The sequence below is a fragment of the Luteitalea sp. genome, assembly GCF_044337415.1.
Lineage (GTDB): Bacteria > Acidobacteriota > Vicinamibacteria > Vicinamibacterales > Vicinamibacteraceae > Luteitalea.
Genome location: NZ_JBIINP010000068.1, coordinates 1 through 20587, shown reverse-complemented (window position 1 = coordinate 20587; position 20587 = coordinate 1). Strand labels below are relative to the sequence as shown.

The 20587-nt window shown below is 70.1% G+C and carries 18 protein-coding genes and 1 tRNA gene; 12 read left to right on the top strand and 7 right to left on the bottom strand.

The window, feature by feature from the left end; all coding sequences use genetic code 11:
• The coding region (uvrC, locus tag ACIRDX_RS12020; protein ID WP_396625669.1) for an excinuclease ABC subunit UvrC at window positions 1-1603 on the bottom strand (1603 nt) is incomplete at its 3' end.
• Window positions 1604-1723: 120 nt separating this feature from the next.
• Between uvrC and ACIRDX_RS12015 the strand changes: the two genes are divergently transcribed.
• The 3 genes from ACIRDX_RS12015 (at window position 1724) to ACIRDX_RS12005 (ending at window position 3232) form a co-directional block, all read left to right on the top strand.
• Window positions 1724-2314 (top strand): CDP-alcohol phosphatidyltransferase family protein, encoded by a 591-nt coding sequence (locus ACIRDX_RS12015; protein WP_396625668.1) that lies wholly within the window; start codon window positions 1724-1726, stop codon window positions 2312-2314.
• Window positions 2311-2517, top strand: a complete 207-nt coding sequence (locus ACIRDX_RS12010; RefSeq protein ID WP_396625667.1) for a hypothetical protein — start codon at window positions 2311-2313, stop codon at window positions 2515-2517. The genes ACIRDX_RS12015 and ACIRDX_RS12010 overlap by 4 nt, the downstream gene beginning before the upstream one ends.
• Before the next feature lie 154 nt (window positions 2518-2671).
• Window positions 2672-3232: a hypothetical protein gene (locus ACIRDX_RS12005; protein ID WP_396625666.1), complete on the top strand. Its 561-nt coding sequence runs from the start codon at window positions 2672-2674 to the stop codon at window positions 3230-3232.
• 335 nt (window positions 3233-3567) lie between these two features.
• Here ACIRDX_RS12005 and ACIRDX_RS12000 read toward each other — a convergent pair whose 3' ends face one another.
• A complete protein-coding gene (locus ACIRDX_RS12000; RefSeq protein WP_396625665.1) occupies window positions 3568-4149 on the bottom strand; it encodes a thymidine kinase in 582 nt (193 codons plus the stop codon).
• A gap of 94 nt (window positions 4150-4243) precedes the next feature.
• A complete protein-coding gene (gene efp / locus ACIRDX_RS11995) occupies window positions 4244-4807 on the bottom strand; it encodes an elongation factor P (RefSeq protein ID WP_396625664.1) in 564 nt (187 codons plus the stop codon).
• An 87-nt stretch (window positions 4808-4894) separates the two neighbouring features.
• Here efp and ACIRDX_RS11990 point away from each other — a divergent pair, with 87 nt between their 5' ends.
• Both ACIRDX_RS11990 and ACIRDX_RS11985 read left to right on the top strand, forming a co-directional pair.
• A complete protein-coding gene (locus ACIRDX_RS11990; RefSeq protein WP_396625663.1) occupies window positions 4895-5281 on the top strand; it encodes an Hsp20/alpha crystallin family protein in 387 nt (128 codons plus the stop codon).
• Window positions 5282-5285: 4 nt separating this feature from the next.
• Complete coding sequence (locus tag ACIRDX_RS11985) at window positions 5286-6410, top strand: S1C family serine protease (protein WP_396625662.1); 1125 nt, start codon at window positions 5286-5288, stop codon at window positions 6408-6410.
• Window positions 6411-6485: 75 nt separating this feature from the next.
• Here the strand turns inward: ACIRDX_RS11985 and ACIRDX_RS11980 are convergent, their stop codons facing one another.
• Window positions 6486-7109: a DNA-3-methyladenine glycosylase gene (locus ACIRDX_RS11980; RefSeq protein ID WP_396625661.1), complete on the bottom strand. Its 624-nt coding sequence runs from the start codon at window positions 7107-7109 to the stop codon at window positions 6486-6488.
• Window positions 7110-7136: 27 nt separating this feature from the next.
• Here ACIRDX_RS11980 and ACIRDX_RS11975 point away from each other — a divergent pair, with 27 nt between their 5' ends.
• Window positions 7137-8441, top strand: coding sequence for a M24 family metallopeptidase (locus ACIRDX_RS11975; protein ID WP_396625660.1), 1305 nt, complete (start codon window positions 7137-7139; stop codon window positions 8439-8441).
• A 188-nt stretch (window positions 8442-8629) separates the two neighbouring features.
• On the opposite strand, the gene ACIRDX_RS11970 is transcribed toward ACIRDX_RS11975, so the two are convergent.
• Window positions 8630-9886, bottom strand: coding sequence for a HEAT repeat domain-containing protein (locus ACIRDX_RS11970; protein WP_396625659.1), 1257 nt, complete (start codon window positions 9884-9886; stop codon window positions 8630-8632).
• A 130-nt stretch (window positions 9887-10016) separates the two neighbouring features.
• Entirely contained in the window at window positions 10017-12947 is a 2931-nt protein-coding gene (uvrA, locus tag ACIRDX_RS11965) for an excinuclease ABC subunit UvrA (protein WP_396625658.1), read from the bottom strand.
• A 157-nt stretch (window positions 12948-13104) separates the two neighbouring features.
• On the opposite strand from uvrA, the gene ACIRDX_RS11960 reads away from it, so the two are divergent.
• The 4 genes from ACIRDX_RS11960 to ACIRDX_RS11945 all read left to right on the top strand — a co-directional run bounded on the left by ACIRDX_RS11960 (window position 13105) and on the right by ACIRDX_RS11945 (window position 18547).
• Window positions 13105-13860: a glucosamine-6-phosphate deaminase gene (locus ACIRDX_RS11960; RefSeq protein WP_396625657.1), complete on the top strand. Its 756-nt coding sequence runs from the start codon at window positions 13105-13107 to the stop codon at window positions 13858-13860.
• A gap of 5 nt (window positions 13861-13865) precedes the next feature.
• Entirely contained in the window at window positions 13866-15176 is a 1311-nt protein-coding gene (locus ACIRDX_RS11955) for an MFS transporter (protein WP_396625656.1), read from the top strand.
• Window positions 15169-16155: an N-acetylglucosamine-6-phosphate deacetylase gene (locus ACIRDX_RS11950; RefSeq protein ID WP_396625655.1), complete on the top strand. Its 987-nt coding sequence runs from the start codon at window positions 15169-15171 to the stop codon at window positions 16153-16155. The genes ACIRDX_RS11955 and ACIRDX_RS11950 overlap by 8 nt, the downstream gene beginning before the upstream one ends.
• A gap of 97 nt (window positions 16156-16252) precedes the next feature.
• On the top strand, window positions 16253-18547 hold the full coding sequence (locus ACIRDX_RS11945) for an ATP-binding protein (RefSeq protein WP_396625654.1): 2295 nt from the start codon (window positions 16253-16255) through the stop codon (window positions 18545-18547).
• A 144-nt stretch (window positions 18548-18691) separates the two neighbouring features.
• On the opposite strand, the gene ACIRDX_RS11940 is transcribed toward ACIRDX_RS11945, so the two are convergent.
• Window positions 18692-19348, bottom strand: coding sequence for a family 16 glycoside hydrolase (locus ACIRDX_RS11940; RefSeq protein ID WP_396625653.1), 657 nt, complete (start codon window positions 19346-19348; stop codon window positions 18692-18694).
• A gap of 109 nt (window positions 19349-19457) precedes the next feature.
• Between ACIRDX_RS11940 and ACIRDX_RS11935 the strand changes: the two genes are divergently transcribed.
• Together ACIRDX_RS11935 and ACIRDX_RS11930 are read left to right on the top strand one after the other, a co-directional pair.
• Complete coding sequence (locus tag ACIRDX_RS11935) at window positions 19458-20210, top strand: arginyltransferase (RefSeq protein WP_396625652.1); 753 nt, start codon at window positions 19458-19460, stop codon at window positions 20208-20210.
• A gap of 301 nt (window positions 20211-20511) precedes the next feature.
• Window positions 20512-20587: transfer RNA gene (locus tag ACIRDX_RS11930), tRNA-Thr, on the top strand.

Here is a 20587-nt window from a genome sequence, read left to right as displayed (position 1 = left end):
CATTGAGCTGCCCCTTGCCGCCGTCGATCACGACGAGGTCCGGCCACGGCCCCTCGTCCTCGGCCACCTTCCGGTACCGCCGGCCCACCACCTGCTCCATGGCGGCGAAGTCGTCGAGGAAGCGGGTCGGCTCGGCTGCGCCTCGCCTCCGTGACCGGGGAGCGGGTAGCGGGTTACGGGAAGCGGGCATCTCCGGCTCGGCGTCCGCTGCGCGGCGGACCTCATGTTCGGAAGGCGGGGCGGCGGCGCTCGAGGCGGCGGTCTCCCGATACCCGCTCCCCGATACCCGCTCCCCGTCCGTGTGCCGAATCCTGAACTTCCGATACTCCGACCGCTTCATCCGGCCGTCCTGGCACACGACCATGGAGGCGACGGTCTCGGCGCCCTGCAGCGTCGAGATGTCGAAGCAGTCGATGCGCCGCGGCAGCGCCGGCAGGCCCAGGGCGGACTGCAGCGTCTCCAGCGCTTCGTGGTTGGCCGCGCCCTCCTCGTTGAACCGGGAGTCGTACGAGAGCGACGCGTTGCGCTCGGCCAGTTCCAGCAAGGCCTTCTTGTCGCCCCGCTGCGGCACGCTGACCAGCACCTGGCGGCCGGCGCGCGCCGACAGCCACTCGGCGAGCAGGTCCATGTCCGGCAGGGCCACGGGCAGCAGGACTTCCGGCGGCGGGGCGTGGTCGCCGTAGAAGTGCATCACGGCACGGTCCAGCAGGTCCTCGAGGCGCGCATCGCGCGCCTGGTCGGCGTTGGTGATCAGCTCGACACGGTCCACCACGCGACCCGATCGCACCTGGAAGGCCTGCACGACGGCTCCTGCAGGCCCGAGCTTCACGCCGATCGCGTCGCGATCACCCATGCGGGGCGTGGCCATCTTCTGCTGGCGGTCGCGCAGCGTCTCGAGCGTGCGGATGGTGTCGCGGAGCTGCGCGGCCTGCTCGAACCGTTCCTCGTCGGCCGCCGCGTACATGCGTGACTCGAGGTCGGAGACCAGTTCGTCGGTGCGCCCGTCGAGCAGCAGCCGCGCGTCGCGCACGGCGTGCTGGTACTGGTCGGCCGAGCAGATGGACGCCACGCAGGGCGCCAGGCAGCGCTTGATGTCGTATTCGAGGCAGGGCCGGCCCCGCTGCCCGGTGATCACCTCGCGGCACGAGCGGATGCCGAACAGCTTGTGCGACAGGCTGCGCGTCTGCCACGCCAGCGACGCCGGCATGAATGGCCCGGCGTAGTAGTCGCCGTCGTTGGCCACGCGCCGGACCACCGAGACGCGGGGAAACGGCTCGGACGTGCTGAGCCGCAGGTAGGGGTACGTCTTGTCGTCGCGGAGCTTGATGTTGTACCGGGGCGACCGCTCCTTGATCAGGTTGTTCTCGAGCGCCAGCGCCTCGACCACCGAGTCGGTGACGATCACCTCGAGCCCGGCCGCCTCGTCGAGCAGCGCCTCGGTCTTCGGGGAGGTCCCCCTGGCGCCGAGGTAGCTGCGCACCCGGTCGCGCAGGGCGCGCGCCTTCCCCACGTAGATCGTCTCGCCGGCCCGGTTCAGGTACAGGTACACGCCGGGCTGCTCGGGCAACCGGGCGATCTGTGCTCTGAGGTCTTCGATGGCCATGGCGGTCGTTCGGGGCGCGCGCGGCGGGCCGGCGGGGGCCTGTCGCCCCCCGGCCCACGTCGCCACGGCCGGGCTGGTTGCGGCCAACGGGCCCGAGCCGTCATTATTATCGCTGGGCCAATGACCTTCACGGGCGCCGTCGGCGCGATTTTCTGGCTACCCCTGCGGGCGATCATCGCCCTGTGCGTCGCGCTCCGGATCCATCCGAACGTGCTGACGCTCATCGGCGTCTGCATCAACCTCGCCGCCGCCTGGGCGCTCGCGCTCGGCCGGTTCACCCTCGGCGGGGTCATCATGGTGGCCGCCAACATCTTCGACTTCATCGACGGCAAGGTCGCCCACCAGACCGGCACCGCCACCGCCTTCGGGGGCTTCTGGGACTCGGTGATGGATCGGTTCTCCGACCTGGCGCTCTTCCTCGGGCTGCTCTGGCTGTACGCCTCGATGCAGCGAGCCGACTACGTGCTCATCACCGCGCTGGCGATGATCTTCACCGTGCTCACCAGCTACGCGCGCGCACGAGCCGAGTCGCTGATCGACAAGTGCAAGGTCGGCTTCATGGAGCGTCCCGAGCGCATCGTGCTGTTCATGATCGGCGCGTTCACCAACCGGTTCGCCGCCGTGCTGTGGGTCATCCTCGTGCTGTCGGTGCTGACCGTCGCCGGCCGCATCTTCCACACCTGGCGCGAACTCGAGGGGCGCCCCGCATGAGCCGCCCACGCATCGAAGACCGCCTGCCGCTCCCGCTGCTGATCCCGTTCCGCCTGATGTACTGGACGTACGAGCGGACCACGATCCCCTACGACATCATGGTGATCGCGATCCTCGCGTTCGTGTGGCTCACGCCGCCCGACTGGCTGCAGGACCCGACGGCGCACGGCATGGGCCTGCTCGGCTGGCTGCTGGGCTGGTAACTCGAAATTCGACATGTGAAGTTCTCGGCGGCCGGCCTCCGGCCGTTGCCGCGTCATGGCGCTTCGAGGCGAGTGGCCGCAAGGCCCTCGCCCGGAATTTCGAATTTCAAATTTCCAATTGCCCCCACGACGTCAGTCCGATAGAAACACTGGCGTGTCCCCGGCGTTCCTCTCGCACGTGCTGCTCCTGCTCGGAGCCGGCTTCCTCGTCGCGAACCTGCGAATCCTGGTGGACGTCGTCCGGTTCTTCCGGATGCGTTCCCGGGCCGTGCTGACCTGGCCGGGCCAACCACCGCGCTACTACCCGCTGTTCCTCGCCATGGCCGCCATGCTCGGCCTGGTGCTGATCGTCAAGCTGGCCTGGCTGCACCTGCCGCCGCAGGCCGTGTTCGGCGAGGCGATGATGCTGCTCTACTACGGCTACCTGGTGCCGTTGAGCATCCGCATCGGGCGCGGGTTCTACGAGGACGGGGTGTGGGTGGACAACGGCTTCCTGCCGTACCACCAGATTGGCGGGCTGAGCTGGCGGGAAGGCGAGGAACTGACCCTGCTGTTCATCCCGCGGATGAAGCAGGTCGCCCGCAGTCTCGTGGTACCAACGCCGCTCTACGGCGCGACCCGCCGCCTGCTCCGCGACAAGATCGCCGACCACGACATCGACTTCTGGGGCAAGGCCCTCGACCTGGGCGCACACGATTCCAGAGACGACGCGTAGCGGCGGCTCCGCCTCGTTTACAGGCTCCGCTCAGTCATTCGCGTCGCTGGTAATGCCGCGATGCTGCGATGCCGGAATGTCGAAGGTCAGACCTCTGGGCCGGCACCGCCACTGTTGGCGGCCTCACTTCGCCTCGTGTGCAGGCTCCGCTCGGTCATTCGCGTCGCTGGTAATGCCGGGAATGTCGCAGTTCAGGATCTGCCGCCAACAGCGTCGGTGCTCGCCCAAGGCTGCCAACAGTGGCGGTGTTCGTATGGATGTCTGGCCTTCGAAATTCCGGCATCGCAGCATCGCGGCATTGCCACCGCCCGCGAAGGCCGAAGGCCGAAGGAGCATCAGCCAGCGAGCGTCGGGTCGAAACACTTCCGGCAGCGGGCCTCGTACGAGTCGGTCGCGCCGACGAGCACGAGTTCGTGGCTCTTCACCAGGCGCTGCGTGTGGTTGGCGGGCTCGCCGCACACCATGCAGATGGCCAGCGTCTTGGTGATGTACTCGGCCACGGCCAGCAACTGCGGCATCGGCTCGAAGGGCCGGCCGAGGTAGTCCTGATCCAGCCCGGCGACGATCACGCGCTTGCCGCGGTCGGCCAGCGTGCTGCACACCGCCGGCAGTTCCACGTCGAAGAACTGCCCCTCGTCGATCCCCACCACCTCGGTCTCGTCGAGCACGCCGGCGAGGATGTCGTCGGCGGTCTTGACCGCCAGCGACGGCAACCGCATCTCGCTGTGCGACGTGATGTGGGTGTCCGAGAAGCGGACGTCGATCGCCGGCTTGAACACCTGCACGCGCCGCTTGGCGATCTGCGCACGCCGCAGCCGGCGGATGAGCTCCTCGCTCTTGCCGCTGAACATGCTGCCGACGATGACTTCGATCCACCCGGACGAGGGGATGGGACGCTGGGAGCTCTGATCTGTCACGTGAAATGCCGGGAATGCCGTGAATGCCGAGCATGCCGCAAGGCCACGGCCGGCAGCGCGGCAGCGCGGCAGTGCGGCATTGCCGCCACGAGCGTCAGACTCGGGAGAGGTACTCGCCCGTTTCGGTGTTGATCCGGACCACGGTCCCGACCTCGACGAAGGCGGGCACGGTCACCACGTAGCCGGTCTCGAGCGTCGCGGGCTTGGTCTGCGCGTTGGCGGTGGCGCCCTTGATGCCGGGCACCGTGTCGACCACCTTGAGATCCACGGTCGGCGGCAGTTCGATGCCCACCGGGTTGCCCTCGTAGAACTCGACGTTGATCATCGATTCGGGCAGCAGGAAGTTCATCGAGTCGCCGAGGGCCTCATCGGACAGGCCGGTCTGCTCGTAGGACGATGTGTCCATGAAGTAGAAGGTGTCGCCGTCCTTGTAGAGGTACTGCATCTCCCGCTCGTCGAGGTGCGCCCGCTCCACCATGTCTTCGGAGCGGAAGCGGTGCTCGAACATGGTCGCGTCCTTGACCTTGCGCATCTTGGCGCGGACGAACCCACGCAGGTTGCCCGGCGTGACGTGCTGGGTCTCGACGATCCGGCACAGCTCGTTGTTGTGCTTGATCAGGTTGCCCTTGCGGAGACGCGTGGCGGCGACGGAACTCATGACACTCCTGGCAGACCGGGACCATCACCGGTCGAGTACGCAAACCGGAGGATGGTAGCACGTGGCCGGTTTGCTACGATGGTCTCCATGCGCTGGGAATCCCTTCGCGAGTACCGGTCGCGGGCCGGCCAGGCCGACCGCCGAGGCGACTCCGGCTGGACCCCGCCGGCCGACGTCAGCGAAACCGAGGACGCCTTCATCGTCGTGGCCGAGTTGCCGGGCGTGCGGCGCGCCGACGTCGACGTTGCGGCCACCCACGACACCCTGACGATCCGCGGCCATCGCCCCGATCCGGGCTGCGAACCGGCCTGCTACGTGCGCCTCGAGCGCGGGCACGGCCAGTTCGTCCGCCGCTTCACGTTCCCCGGCCGCCTGTCCGTCGACGATGTGCAGGCCGACTTCCGGGACGGCATCCTCACCGTCACGCTGCCGAAGTCGCCGGAGACGCGCGGGCGGCGGGTCGAGGTCGGCTAGCCAGATGCGGCGCCTCCTGCTTCCGGCCGCCCTCGCGGTGGCCAGCTTCCTCGCGGGCATGGTCGTCACCGGGCGCATCGGCCCGGCCGAGCAGGCCACGGCCCAGACGCCCGCGCCGGCTGTCCCGGCGGCGCCCGCGCCGGCACGACCGGCCCTGCCGAGCGGCCCCCTGCCCGAACTGGCCGACGTGGCCGAGCGCGCCATGCCGAGCGTGGTCAACATCTCGGCGGTGGGATCGCGCCAGGTCCAGCTGCCCTTCGGCTTCTTCGATGAACCGACGCAGAGCGCCGGCTCGGGCGTGGTGATCAAGAAGACCGGCGACGTCGGCTACGTGCTCACCAACGCGCACGTGATCGGCGAGGCCACCGACCTCACCGTGGTGCTGTTCAACCGGCGCGAGCGCCCGGCCGAACTGGTGGGCCTCGACCCGTACGCCGACCTCGCGCTGCTGCGCGTGAAGGACCCGACGCTGCAGCCGATCACCTGGGGCGACAGCTCGCGGCTGCGCGTCGCCGAGTGGGTGATGGCCATCGGCAACCCCTACCAGTTGGGCGAAACGGTCACACTCGGCATCGTCTCGGCGCTCGGCCGCACCAACCCGCAGATCTCCGTCGTCGCCGACTACATCCAGACCGACGCGGCCATCAACCCGGGCAACTCGGGCGGCGCGCTCGTCAATCGTCGCGGCGAACTCGTCGGCATCAACACGTGGATCTTCAGCCAGAGCGGCGGCTACCAGGGCATCGGCTTCGCCGTGCCGAGCAACCTCGCGCGCGACATCGCCGCGCAGCTCGAGAAGTTCGGCAAGGTGCGACGCGGCACCATCGCCGGCATCCTGCGTGTGGTGCCGATGAACACGGCGCTGGCCGCCGACCTCGGCGTACGGTCTGTGGAAGGCGTGGTCATCTACCGGATGCGGCGCGGGCAGGGCGATGCCTGGACCGCCGGCATCCGCGCCGGCGACGTGATCATCGGCTTCAACGGCGCGCCGATCACCGACACCGAGGGCCTCGAGCGCGCCATGCTCACCGCGCAGGTCGGGTCGGTGGCGACCTTGCGCGTCCGCCGCGGCCGCGAGGAGTTCGACATCAAGGTGCCGATCTCCGACGCTCCCATTCGCAATCAGTGACAGGCCACAGGCGACGGGCGACAGGCCGCCTGTAGCCTGTAGCCCGTGGCCCGTGGCCCGTAGCCCGTAGCCGGTCTATCTCGGCCGGCCTGACACCGCCGGGTGGCCGACGACGTAGGCGCGCCAGGGGCGGTCCTGGCCGACGCGGATGCCGATGCGCGGGCTCCAGGCGACGGGCCGTGATGGCCGTCGCGCGGGGCGTTCGATGCGTAGCGGCCCCTCCCACAGCGGCTGGCGATTCTCGGTCCCGGTGATGCCCAGGGCCCGCGTCAGGTTGCCCGGCCCACGACACAGGTCCGCATCCGTCCCGGCGAAGCCGATGTCGCCCGACGCGCGGCGCGAGGCCCGCCGGGCCCGCATCAGGTCGATCCCCTCGACCGGTTCGAGCGCGCGGATGAGCACCGCGGCAGGCGCCCCGTCGCTCTCGGTGACGGCGTTCACGAGCCAGTGCATCCCGTAGTTGAAGTACACGTACGCGAGCCCCGGCGGCCCGTAGAGCGGCGCGTTGCGCGCGGTCGGCCCGGCAGCGGCGTGGCACGCCGGGTCGTCCTCGCCGATGTACGCTTCCACCTCGACGATCACGCCGGCGGCCGTGCCGTCGGGCGCCTCGTGTCGCAGCCGCATGCCGATGAGGTCGGCGGCGACCTGCAGTGTGGGGCGGGCATAGAACGACGGCGGAAGCGGGCGCGCCGGGGGCATCCGGCTAGCGTAGCCCGGGAGACGAACGTGCGAGCGAGAGTGGCGATGGGGCTGGCCCTGGCGATGCTGGCGGCCGCGAGCGTGGCGACGGCCCAGGAGGCGCGGCGCCGCTGGGAGATGGAGCGGCAGATCCGCCTCGACAAGTTCGAGCAGGTGCTGCCGGCGGCGATGCGCGCCCATGGCATCGACATGTGGATCGTCGCCATGAAGGAGAACCATCCCGAGCCGCTGTGGAACGACCTCGGGCGGGGCTACGTGACCGGCGTCGGCTACTACGTGTTCAGCGACCGGGGCGACCGCGTGGAGCGCGTCGCGCTCGGCCCGAGCGGGTACCTGCTCGAGCAGTCGGGCGCCTACGACCGTATCGGCCCGGCGTCGGAGCTGGCGGCGTACGTCAAGTCACGCGATCCGAAGCGCATCGGCGTGAACATGTCCGACACGATGGGCGCGGCCGACGGGCTGTCGGCGACGATGGCGAAGCACCTGGCGACGACGCTCGGCGAGCCGTGGGCGTCGCGGATGGTCAGCGCCGAGCGGCTCGTCTCGGACTTCCGTGCGCGGCGGGTCGCAGGCGAGATCGTCGCCGTCGGCGAGGCGGCGGGCATCGCCATCCAGTTGACCGAGCGGGCGCTCTCCAACGAGGTCATCCGGCCGGGCGTGACCACGCTCGAGGATGTCGCGTGGTGGCTGCAGGATCGACTGCTCGAGCGGGGACTCGGGTCGGCCTTCGACATGCCGTCCGTCTACGTGACCGGGCCGGAGGGCATCGCCGCCGTGTCGACCGCGCGCGCCATCGCGCGCGGCGACGTCGTGATGATCGACTGGGGCGTCGAGGTGATGAACACGGCGACCGACGTCAAGCGTGTGGCCTACGTGCTGCGCGAGGGCGAGACGGAACCACCGGCCAGCATCAGGCGCGCCTTCGACCGCGCGCTCGCCGTACGCCCCGTGCTGCGGCGCGTACTGCGGGCCGGCCGCTCCGCCGCCGACACGATGACGGCGATGGACGAGGCCCTGCGCGCGGCGGGCTTCGGCGTGATCGAGTTCAACAAGCCCAACGCCGACGACAGGACCGACGTGGTGTACGGCTTCCACCCGGTGGGCAACGACGGCCACGACGTCGGCGCATCGATGACCACCTGGCAGCCCGTGCAGCGCACGTTCGAGCTACGCACCATGCAGATGTTCGCCTTCGAGTACTTCGCGTACACGCCGCTGCCGGAATGGGGCGGCAAGAAGCTCCGCATCCCGATCGAAGACGACGCGATCCTGCTGGAGGACGGCGTGCAGTTCCTGCACCCGGCGAACCACCGGCTGCTGGTCGTGCGGTAGCAATTCAGAATTCAGAATTCAGAATGAAGGGCGGGGCCCACACTCGTCCAGCATCACGCAGAAGCGCTCAGGCAGCCTGCCGCCAGTAGTCCGTAGCCGTGTGTTGGCCGCTCAATTCTGAATTCTGAATTGCTATGCGGGGTTGCGCGCTTTCTGGGGCGCAACCCCGCCGTAGCAAGGCGGCCGCTCTATGCCGCCTTGCGAAGGCGGGCGATGGCTCGCTCCGCCGCACGCACGACGCGCAGGTCGCTGTCGCCGCGGGCGCGCTCGAGCAGCACCAGGGCCTCCTGGCCGCCGATGAAGCCGAGCACGAGCGCCGCGCGCTCGCGGGTCGCGGGATCCGGCGACGCAAGTGCCTGGTCGAGGCCGGGGACGGCGCGCGGCCCGAGTTCCACCAGGTACGCCATCGCCTGTTCGTGATGCGCGCCGTGATCGAGCGCGCTCACCAGGGTCGACACACCGCCGCTCTGCACACCGGTGCCGACGACGGCCGCGAAGGCGCCGGCCAGCTTCACGTCCACTTCCTTGTCGTTCACGAGCGCGTTGCCGGCCTGCTGCGCCGCCTCGCGATTGCCGCTGCGAGCCAGCCCCTCGGCCGACAGGCGCCGCAGGTTCGGCTGCTTCGACGACAGGTGCTCCAGGAACAGCGGCTGCGACGAGGCGTGCGCGATGCGCGCCAGTGCGTCGAAGGCCGCCTCGGCCCGGGGCCCCTTGCCCTTGTAGTACGTGAACTGGTCCGTGAGCGCCTGGATCGACTGCCACGCCTTGATGTCGCCGAGCGCACGCATCGACGCCGTCGCGACCGGCGTGCTCTTGTCGTTCAGCGCCTCGACGAGGGCGTCGCCGGCGGTCGCCACGCGCAGGCCGCCGATGACGCGCGCCGCAGCCTCGCGGATGTCCTCGACCGAGTCCTTCAGCAAACGCGGCAGCGCCTCGGCCGCGTAGCCGTCCAGCGGCGGACGCGCCATCACGCCCAGCGCGTAGACCGATTCGAGGCGCACGCGCGGGTTGTCGTCGAACATCGACTGGGCGAGGCCGTTGGTGAGCTCGACCGGCACCGGCTGGGGAATCAACCCGTACGGGCCGAGGTCGTAGATGCGCTGCGCCGCCGCCGTGAGCCGCGACGTGGGGCGCACCCGCAGGCCCTTCTCGCGGTCGACCACCTCGGGCTTCTCCACGTGGTAGAAGCTGAGCAGCGTGTAGATGGTCTCGAGCTGGATATCGTCGACCGGGTCGGTGAGCAGCTGGCTCAGCGGCGCGATGGCCTCGGGATAGGCGGTCGCACCCAGGGCCCGCAGCGCGTCCCGCCGGACGTCGGCCTCCGGCGACTTCAGGTTGGCCACCACCTGGTCGTACGAGGCGCGCGGCGCGGCGGGCGGAGGCGCCTGCTGGGCGAGGGCCGGCGTGGTCACCGCAAGCAGGGCCACGAGAACGCTCGTCTTCACGGGAAGCATCAGGAACAGTCTACACAGGGCTCACGGCTTGCAGCTCAAGGGTAGGTCGCGGTGTCCCTACCGCGCCGTCGGCCGCGGCGTCCCGGACAGCGGCGGCATGAGGACATGCCGCCCTACCTCGTCATGCGCGCTGCGCGGCCTGGAGCACGGGGCGGAGGTGACGCCCCGTGTGCGAGGCCTCGACCTCGGCGATCGTCTCGGGCGACCCGACGGCCACCACGTGCCCGCCGGCGTGCCCGCCCTCGGGGCCGAGGTCGATCACCCAGTCGGCGGTCTTGATCACGTCGAGGTTGTGCTCGATCACCAGCAGCGAGTGCCCCGCCGACAACAGCTTCCGGAAGGCGGCCAGCAGCTTCGCGATGTCGTCGAAGTGCAGGCCCGTGGTCGGCTCGTCGAGGATGTAGAGCATCCGCTCGCCGCCCTGCGTCGACAGGTGCGACGCGATCTTGATCCGCTGCGCCTCACCCCCCGACAGCGTCGTCGCCGGCTGCCCCAGGCGGAGGTAGCCGAGGCCGATTTCCTCGAGCACCTGGAGCCGGCGCAGGACCTTCGGCGAGCCGCTGAAGAACTGCAGCGCCTCGCGCACCGTGAGGTCGAGCACCTGGTGGATGTTCTTGCCGCGGTACTTGACCTCGAGCACCTGCGGACGGAAGCGCGTGCCCTCGCACACGTCGCACGGCACGAACACGTCGGCGAGGAACTGCATCTCGACGCGCACCTGCCCCTCGCCCTCGCAGGCGTCGCAGCGGCCGCCCGGCACGTTGAACGAGAAGCTGGAGGCGGTGAGCCCGCGCGTGCGCGACTCCTTGGTCGTGGCAAACAGCTCGCGGATCGGATCGAAGGCCTTGAGGTACGTGACCGGGTTGGACCGCGGCGTACGCCCGATCGGCGCCTGGTCGACGAGCACGACGTCGGAGACCAGCTCGATGCCCTCGATGCGCCGGCACGCGCCGACCGCCTTGTCCCAGTCGCCCTTGGCCTTCTTGATGCCGGCGTGGATCACGTCGTGCACCAGCGTGCTCTTGCCCGAACCCGAGACGCCGGTGACAACCGTGAAGAGCCCGAGCGGGATCTCGACGTCGACGCCCTTCAGGTTGTGCTCGGTGGCGCCGAGCACGCGGAGGCGCTGCCCCGTCGGCTTGCGCCGCACGCCGGGCACGCCGATGGCGAGGTCGTCGCGCAGGTACTTGCCGGTGAGCGACCGCGGATCCTTGCGCAGGCCCTCGAGCGAGCCCGCGTACACGACGCGTCCGCCGAGTTCCCCGGCCCCGAGCCCCATGTCGATGATCTCGTCGGCCACCGCGATCATGTCGGCGTCGTGCTCGACGACGAGCACGGTGTTCCCCTGGTCGCGCAACTGGCGGAGGATGTCGATGAGCCGCAGGTTGTCGCGCGGGTGCAGGCCGATCGACGGCTCGTCGAGCACGTAGAGCGTTCCCACCAGCGCCGACCCGAGCGAAGTGGCGAGGCTGATGCGCTGCGACTCACCGCCCGACAGCGTCGACGACAGGCGATCGAGGGTCAGGTAATCGAGGCCAACGTTGCTCAGGAAGGTCAGGCGCTTGACGATCTCGGCCTGCAGCTTGTCGGCAATGGCGACCTCCCGCTCGGAGAGCTGCAGCGCGCCGAAGAAGTCGAGCGCCTCGCGCACGGTCATCGCGCCGACGCGATCGATGGTCAGGCCCTGCACCTGCACGTCGCGCGCCTCGCGGCGCAGCCGCGACCCGCCGCAGTCCGGGCACGTCTGGTAGGCGCGATAGCGGCTCAGGAACACGCGGACGTGCACCTTGTACTTCTTGCGCTCGAGCACCGCGAAGAACCCGCGGATGCCCTCGTAGCTCTTGTCGCCGTCGACGACGAAGGCGCGCTCGGCGTCGGTGAGCTGCTCCCAGGGCACGTCGAGGCGCACCCTGCCCTCGCGGCCCTGCCGCTTCAGGTGCGTGAGGTAGCCGCGGTACTGCGGCTTGGTCCACGGGTCGATGGCGCCCTGCGCCAGTGACATCGACGGATCGGGCACCACCAGCCCGAGGTCGAGTTCCATGACGTTGCCGAAGCCATGGCAGGTCGGGCAGGCGCCGAAGGGGTTGTTGAACGAGAACAACCGCGGCTGCGGCACCTCGTACGGGATGCCGCAGGAGCGGCACTCGAAGCGCTCGGAGAAGACGTGACGATCCGCCTTCGCACCGTCGGACGTGGCACTCGCCGACGGTGCGTCGGCGGGACGGGCTCGCTCGTGCACCTCGAGCGCGAACGCGGCGCCGCCACCTTCCTGGTAGGCGATCTCGAGCGAGTCGGTGAGCCGGGCGACGACGTCGGGGCCGACCTTGATGCGGTCGACGATCACCTCGAGGGTGGTGCGCCCTTCGAGGGCGGTCGTGGGCAGGTCGGCGAGGTTGTGGACCTGCCCGTCGAGCAGCACGCGGGTGAAGCCGCGCCGCCGGAGCGTCTCGAGCGTGGCCTCGAGCGACAGCCGCACGTCCTTCTTCGTGGTCTTCCCGCTGCCCGCCGACTCCTCATCGTCATTGGGCGCCTCGTCGCCGGCCGTGACGTGCATGCTCACGACGGGCATCTCGAAACCGAGGAGCAGGCGCGTCCCGTCGGGCAGCGCGGCCAGGCGCTGGGCCACGACCTCGGCCGATTCCCGGATGACCTCGCGGCCGCAGTTGCGGCAGTACGTGCGCCCGACCCGGGCGAAGAGCAGCCGGAGGTAGTCGTGGATCTCGGTGGTGGTGCCGACGGTGCTCCGCGGGTTGCGGATGCTGTTCTTCTGCCGGATGGCGATGGCCGGCGAGATGCCGTGGATGGCATCGACGTCGGGCCGCTCCATCCGCTCGAGGAACTGCCGGGCGTAGGCCGAGAGCGACTCGACGTACCGCCGCTGCCCCTCGGCGTAGATGGTGTCGAACGCGAGCGAGGACTTGCCGGAACCCGAGACGCCGGTGATGACGATCAGCTTGCGCGCCGGCAAGGTGACGTCCACCTGCTTCAGGTTGTGCGTACGGGCGCCCTTCACCACGATGTCGCGGATAGGCGCGGGCTTCGGGGTCGACATCAATCTCTCAGCATAGCAGCCGGGTACGGGGGACCGGGTGCCGGGTACGGCGCTGGCAGGCCGACGGGCCGGTTCGCGCTCCCCGATTCCCGCGCCCCGCTCCCCGGCCCTTTGCCCCACGTTGGGGCATGCGCCCCCTGTGCTAGAGTCGCGCGCCATGAACATCTCGGTCCATGCAGACGCGGCGGCGCTGGGCGCCGCGGCGGCCGCCGACGTCGCTGCCACCATCAACGCGGCGGTGCAGGCGCGCGGCCGTGCGCGCATCATCGTGGCGACCGGCGCCTCGCAATTCACCTTCCTGGACGCGCTCGTGGCGCGGACGGACGTGCCGTGGGCGCAGATCGACGCGTTCCACCTCGACGAGTACCTGGGCCTGCCGCTGAGCCACAAGGCCAGCTTCCGCAAGTACCTCCAGGAGCGCCTGTTCAGCCGCGTGCCGGTCGGATCGGCCCTGCTGCTCGACGGCGAGGGGGATCCGGAGCGCGTGCGGGCCGAGGCGGGCGCCGCCATCGGCGCCGCCCCGATCGACGTGTGCTGCTGCGGCATCGGCGAGAACGGCCACCTGGCCTTCAACGACCCGCCGGCCGACTTCGACACCGAGGACGCCTATCTGGTCGTGAACCTCGACGAGGCCTGCCGTCGCCAGCAGGTCGGCGAGGGCTGGTTCGGCGGGCTCGACGAGGTGCCGACGCAGGCCCTCAGCATGTCGGTCCGGCAGATCCTCAAGAGCCGCGCGATCTTCTGCATGGTGCCCGACGAACGCAAGGCGGCGGCCGTGCAGGCCTCGCTCGAGGGGCCGGTGACCAACCTGGTGCCCGCGTCGATCCTCCAGACCCACGCGGACACGCGCCTCTATCTCGACCCCGCGTCCTCCTCGCGCTTGCAGCCGGCCACGCTGGCGGCGGACGCCTGATTCCCGTGAGCAGCACACCGCGCCCCATCAAGCACCTGCGGTGGTACATCGCGGTGCTGCTGTGCCTGGCCTCCGAGCTGAACTACCTCGACCGCCAGGCGCTCTCGGTCCTCGCGACGCAGATCCAGAAGGACGTCGGCTTCACCGACGCCCAGTACGGCCAGATCACGTCCGCGTTCCTGATGAGCTACTCGGTCATGTACCTCGTCAGCGGGCGCATCCTCGACATGATCGGGACGCGCAAGGGGTACCTGTACTTCGTCGCGGCGTGGTCGGTCGCGGCGATGAGCCACGCGTTCGCGCGCACGCCGTTCCACTTCCAGGCGGCCAGGTTCGCCCTGGGCGCGGCCGAGGCGGCGGTGATTCCCGGCGGCGTGAAGGCGGCCACCGAGTGGTTCCCGGTGCGGGAACGGGCCCTCGCCGTGGGCATCTTCAACGCCGGCACGGCGCTCGGGTCGACGCTGGCCGTCCCCCTCATCGGCGCCATCAGCCTCTACTGGGGTTGGCGCGCCGCGTTCATCGTCTCCGGCGGGCTCGGCCTGCTGTGGCTGCCGCTCTGGGCCTGGCTCTATCACCGCCCCGAGGATCACAAGCACATCACCGCGGAGGAACGGACGATGATCCTGTCCGACCGCGGGGCGACCGAGGGCCAGCCGCCGCCCCCGATGCGCGTGCTGCTGCGCATGAAGGAGACCTGGGGCTGCGTCGCCGCACGCGTGCTGACCGACCCCATCTCCTACATGCTGAACTTCTGGGTGCTGAAGTACCTGGAAGACCAGTTCCACATCCCGCGCACCACGCTGCTGGCCGTCGGCTGGCTGCCCTACGCGGCCCTGGCGACCGGCAACATCGCGTCGGGCGTCGTGCCGCGCTACCTGGTGACCTCGCTCGGCTTCACCGTCAATCGCGCCCGCAAGCTCACCACGTTCACCGTCTCGGTGGCGGCGCTGTTCCTCTTCCTGTCGCTGGCCCGCATCGACTCGATCGCGCCGTACGCCGCGCGGTTCGGCATTGACATCACCACCCTGGCGATCGCCTGCGTGACGCTGGCGATGTTCTGTCATGGCGCGTGGGGCAACGTGATCCTCCCCGCCGAGGTCTTCCCCGCGCGCGCCGTCGGATCGGTGACCGGCCTCGGTGGCCTCATCGGCAGCATCGCCGGCGTGATCACCCAGCGGATGATGGGACGCGTGGTCGAGAGTGCGGGCTACGCGCCGGTGTTCCTCGTGTGCGCGTCGGCGTACCTGTTTGCCTTCCTCGCCGTGGTCGTCCTCATCGGCGAGCTCGGGCGCATCCGCGAGGTCCGCAGTGCCTGAGCATGTCGGGCCCGCCTTCGTCGACCTGCAGGTGAACGGCTTTGCCGGCGTGGATTACAACGCCGCCACCGTCACCACGGCGCAGATCGCCGAGTCGTTCGCCGCGATGGAAGCGACCGGCGTGGGGCTCTGCCTGCCGACGATCATCACGTCGACCACCGACCACTTCATCGCGTGTGCGCGGAAGATCCTCGACACCCGCCATCCGATCGTCGCCGGCCTCCACATGGAGGGCCCCTACATCTCGCCGACCGATGGCTTCCGGGGAGCGCACCCGCTCGCGTGCGTGAAGGACGCCTCGCTGGACGACTTCCGTCGGCGGCAGGACGCCGCCGAGGGGCGCATCCGGCTGCTGACCCTCGCGCCCGAGGCCCCCGGGGCGCTTGCCGTGATCGAGGCCGCGGTCGACATGGGGGTGCGCGTCGCGCTCGCGCACACCAACGCCACGACGGCGCAGATCGATGCGGCCGTGCGCGCGGGTGCCACCCTGTCGACACACCTCGGCAACGGCTGTCCCGCGATCCTGCCGCGGCACCCCAACGTGATCTGGGACCAGGCGGGGTGCGACGCGCTCCATGCCTCGATCGTCGTGGACGGCCATCACCTGCCGCCGGCCACCGTGCGGGTGCTCGTGCGCGCGAAGGGCCCTGAGCGCTGCCTGCTCGTGACCGACGCCATCATGGCGGCGGGCGCGGCGCCGGGCCCCTACCACCTGGCCGGGCTCGACGTGGTGTGCTCGGAGGACGGGCGGGTGGCGGTGCCGGGATCGGCGACGCTGGCCGGGTCCGCCCTCACCATGCCCCGCGCCGTCGGCCTGACGCGGGCGTGGGCAACCCCAGATGTGGGGGTGGCGTGGGCGATGGCCTCAACCCAGCCGGCCCGCTACCTCGGCCTTGAGCCCCGCGGTCAGGCCCGCGTCCGCTGGAGCGACGACTGGAGCCGCGTCCTCGACGTCGCGTTCAGCCCCACGACCACCTGAGGATCGTGCTGATTTTCCTTGTCTCTGCAGGGGAGAGCCTCGCAACCTGATGCAGGCGGCTCATCCGTCCGATACTTAGGACGAGACCGACGGACCCTTGGCATCGACGACCCGAACCCAGCGCTGGCTGATGCTCTACGTGGGCAGCGTGATTGCTGTCGGCCTCGCGTTGCTGCTTGGCGCGCTCCCCACCGTGGGGCAGCGCCCGTGGGCGTTTGCCGGCCTGTTGGTGCTCGCCTCCGCCCTCTCGGCCCTCAAGATCCACGTCCCGCTGGCGCGGGGCTGGGCGACGATGTCGACCTCGTTCGCTGCCTTGTTCGTGGCGATGCTGACGATCGGCTTCGAGCCGGCCCTCGTGATCGCCGCCGTCTCCGGCTGGGTGCAGTCGGCCTTCCACAGCAAGACGCGCTCACCGTTCTGGCGACACCTGTTCAACAGCGCGATGCTGGTGCTCTCGGTGGGCGCCGCCGGCTGGACGTTCGCGTGGCTCGGCGGGCAGTTCCGGGAGATCACGCAGGAACTCGACGTCGGTCCGCTCATCGGCGCGACGGCCGCGTACTTCTTCGCCAACTCGCTCATCGTGTCGACGGCCGTGGCCGTGTCGACCGGGCAGCGCCTGTGGCGATGCTGGCACGACAACTTCCTGTGGACCGCGCCGGGCTACTTCCTGACGGCCGCCGTGGTGTCGCTGGCGACGCTCGTGGCCCAGTACCGGCGCTGGGACCTCGTCCTGTTCGTCCTGATCCCGGTCGCGTTCATCTACCACTCCTACAAGGTCTACTTCGGGCGCCTCCACGACGAGCAGAAGCGCGTGCAGGCGATGGCCGACCTCCACGCCACCGCGCGCGAGGACCTCGCGGCCGAGAAGGAGCGCCTGGCGGTCACGCTGCGCAGCATCGGCGACGCCGTGATCACCACCGACCTGCAGGGGCGCGTCACGATGCTCAACGTGGTGGCCGAGCAGTTGACCGGCCGCCCGCAGGACAAGGCGCTCGGCAAGGCCATCGACGACGTGCTGTGCCTGTGGGATCCGGAAGGCACGACGGTGCAGGAAGTGCCGATCGCGCGCATCCTCGACACCGGGCGCATGCCCGACAGCGAGACCAACGCGTCGCTCATCGCGCCCGACGGCGCCCGCCTCTCGGTGAACCTGACCGGCGCGGCGATGTCGGACGGCGAGGGCCAGAAGGTCGGCGTGGTGCTCGTGGTGCGCGACGTGACCGAGAGCGTGCGCCTGACGCAGGAGCGGGTGCGCGCCAGCAAGCTGGAGTCGCTCGGCGTGCTCGCCGGCGGCATCGCGCACGACTTCAACAACGTGCTCACGGCCGTCGTCGGCAACATCGCGCTGGCGGGCAGCGACGAGACGCTGTCGCGCGAGACGGCGACGTGGCTCGAGGAAGCCGAGCGGGCGTGCCTGCGGGCCCGCACGCTCACCCACCAGTTGCTGACGTTCTCGCGGGGCGGCGACCCGGTGAAGCGTCCGATGCACATCGGGCCGCTGGTCGACGCGACGGTGCGGTTCGCCGTCAGCGGCTCCAACGTGCGCTGCACCGTGGACGTGGCGCACGACCTGTGGGCGGTCGAGGCCGACGAGGGCCAGATCGAGCAGGTGGTGCACAACATCGTGCTCAACGCCAAGCAGGCGATGCCGCGCGGCGGGCAGGTGCATGTCACGTGCAGCAACGCCCGCCTGGCGCCGGTGGCCGAGGTGCCGGGCGCCCCGCGCCAGTTCGTGCGCATCACGGTGCGCGACCACGGCGTGGGCATCCCGGCCGAGCACATCGAGCGGATCTTCGATCCCTACTTCACCACCAAGCCGTCGGGCACCGGCCTCGGCCTGGCGGTGTCGCACGCGGTCATCAAGAACCACGGCGGCCTGCTGCACGCCGAGTCGACCATCGGTGCCGGCACCACCTTCCACATCCTGCTGCCCCGCTCCACCAAGCGGGTGCCGGCCGTGGCAGCGACGCCGCTGGCCGCCATCCCCCACGGCGCCGGCCGGGTGCTGGTGATGGACGACGACCGGTCGATCGCGACAGTGACGGCGTCGATGCTGCGCACGCTCGGCTACACGCCTGACATCGCCTCGGACGGCGAGATGGCGGTCGAGAAGTACGTGCAGGCGCTGGAGATCGGCGAGCCCTACCGCGCGGTGGTGATGGACCTGACGGTGCCCGGCGGGATGGGCGGCGCCGAGGCGCTCGCCCAGTTGCGGGAAATCGACCCGCGCGTCTGCGCGGTGGTGATGAGCGGCTACGCCGACACGGGCCTGCTGGCCGACTACCAGCAGGTGGGCTTTGCCGGCCGCCTCGCCAAGCCCTTCTCGCTGCGCGACCTGGCGGTCACGCTGCACGACCTGCTCGCCGACGCGCGGCGCAGGGTGACGAACTAGGCTCAGGGCTCAGGGCTCAGGGCTCAGGGCTCAGAAGGCACGCTGCATGCTTTCTGAGCCGTGAGCCTGTTGGTTCGAGCCTCGAGCCAATCCTGCAGGATGCTCTCTGAGCCTTGAGCCTGAAGCCCTGAGCCTGCAGCCCCTCTATCGCTGCGTCAGGTCGCGAAGCCAGATCTCGCGGAACTTCATGTCGCCGGTGCCGCCCGAGTGGAGCTGCAGCGAGATGCCGCCGTCGAACGACTTGGGCTGCGGGTCGGTGAAGTCCACCACCTGCACGCCGTTGAGCCGCGCGATGTAGCGGTTGCCCACCACGGTCAGCACGTACTCGTTCCACTCGCCGCGGCGGACGACCATCTCGTTCTCGGGCGCGGGCCACACGATCCAGTTGCGGCCGTCGCCGTAGAGGCCGCCGGTGTGGTGCATGGCCTGGCAGTCGATCTCGAACTGCAGGCCCTGCGTGATGGTGGGCGTGCCCGGCTTGAACTCCGAGTGGAAGAACACGCCGCTGTTGCCGTCGCCATCGCACTTGAAGTGCATGGACAACTGGAAGTCCTTGTAGTTCTTCTCGGTCTTCAGGTAGCCGTAGGCCTTGGTCACGGCGACGCCGTGCAGGATGCCGCCGGGCTCGACGTTCCACTGCTCGTCACCAATCTTCTGCCAGCCGGTGAGGTCCTTGCCGTTGAAGATCTGCACCCAGTCCTCGCCCGGTAGTTTCGGGCGCGGGGTGGGCTGGGCGAAGGCGGACGAGACGAGGGCGGCCGAGACCGCCAGGGCGATCGGGAGGGTACGGAGGAGTCGCATGCGCGGGACTATACCGCAGGGGCGAGACGGAAACGGCAGTCGGGAGTCGGGAGTCGGGAGTCGGGAGTCGGGTTCGACGTGCTGCCGCGTGGCGTTACCATAACCGGCAGTGGTCGCGACCTTCATCGTGTACGACGAGCTGGACCGGTGCCCGTACCTGGCCGGTCACGTGGCGCGCCTGCCGTTGCGGGTGCCGGCGCGGCCGCTCACGCGCAGCGAGGTGGATGCGGCCCTTGCGGCCGGCGACCGTCGCCAGGGCGTGTTCCTGTACCGGCCGAGCTGCCCGGCGTGCCGGGCGTGCGAGCCGATCCGGCTGCCCGTGGCCGGGTTCCAGCCGTCGGCGACGCACCGGCGTACCCTGCGCGCCGGCGATGCGCGCTTCCGTCTCGAGGTGGGGCGGCCGGTGGCCGACGAGCAGCGCGCCGCGCTGTATGCGCGGCACAAATGGGGCCGCGGGCTCACCACGGCCGAGGACCAGGAGGAGACGACCGACGTGGAGACCTACGCGGCGTTCCTGGTGGAGACCTGCTGCGAGAGCGTCGAGTTCGCGCTCTACGACGGCGACCGCCTGGTGTCGGTCGCGGTGGCCGACCGCGGGGACCAGTCGCTGTCGGCCGTCTACTGCTGCTTCGACCCGGAGTACCAGCGCTACAGCCCGGGCACGTACACGATCCTGAAGCAGTGGCAGTACTGCGCGGCCGAGGGCCTCGAGCACCTGTACCTGGGGCTGTACGTGGCGGACTCGGCGCACCTGTCGTACAAGGCGACCTTCCGTCCGCACGAGCGGCGGATCGACGGGGCGTGGCAGCGGTTCGACCGGGTCGGCGGCGCGCAGGCGCCCGGCGAGGCGCGCGCGAGCTGAGTCAGGGTTGGGGCTGGGGGCTGGGGGCTCGGAAGTCAGGCTCAGGGCCAGGGCTCAGGGCTTAGGGCTCTGGGCGCAGCGAGTCAGGGCGGCCGCCTCCCCACACCGTAGCCGTCGACCTTGGTCGACGGTCAGCGGCAGTCTGAGCGCGCCGCAGGCACCGCCGGTAGGGCCGGCTCTCCGAGCCCGGCCCTCGACCTCTCCGTGCCACGGGTCTCGGGCGTCAGGGCTCGGCCTGCCGGCCCTGCGGCTGTGATACACTTCCACGGTTGTTCGCCGGCGCCCGCTGGCATCGCAACAGGCCGACGTAGCTCAGTTGGTAGAGCAGCTGATTCGTAATCAGCAGGTCGCCGGTTCAAGTCCGGCCGTCGGCTCCA

Coding starts and splice junctions, on each gene's coding strand:
- ACIRDX_RS12015 (WP_396625668.1), top strand. CDS start 1,724: ATGACCTTCACGGGCGCCGTCGGCGCGATTTTCTGGCTACCCCTGCGG.
- ACIRDX_RS12010 (WP_396625667.1), top strand. CDS start 2,311: ATGAGCCGCCCACGCATCGAAGACCGCCTGCCGCTCCCGCTGCTGATC.
- efp (WP_396625664.1), bottom strand. CDS start 4,807: ATGAGTTCCGTCGCCGCCACGCGTCTCCGCAAGGGCAACCTGATCAAG.
- ACIRDX_RS11990 (WP_396625663.1), top strand. CDS start 4,895: ATGCGCTGGGAATCCCTTCGCGAGTACCGGTCGCGGGCCGGCCAGGCC.
- ACIRDX_RS11985 (WP_396625662.1), top strand. CDS start 5,286: ATGCGGCGCCTCCTGCTTCCGGCCGCCCTCGCGGTGGCCAGCTTCCTC.
- ACIRDX_RS11980 (WP_396625661.1), bottom strand. CDS start 7,109: ATGCCCCCGGCGCGCCCGCTTCCGCCGTCGTTCTATGCCCGCCCCACA.
- uvrA (WP_396625658.1), bottom strand. CDS start 12,947: ATGTCGACCCCGAAGCCCGCGCCTATCCGCGACATCGTGGTGAAGGGC.
- ACIRDX_RS11960 (WP_396625657.1), top strand. CDS start 13,105: ATGAACATCTCGGTCCATGCAGACGCGGCGGCGCTGGGCGCCGCGGCG.
- ACIRDX_RS11940 (WP_396625653.1), bottom strand. CDS start 19,348: ATGCGACTCCTCCGTACCCTCCCGATCGCCCTGGCGGTCTCGGCCGCC.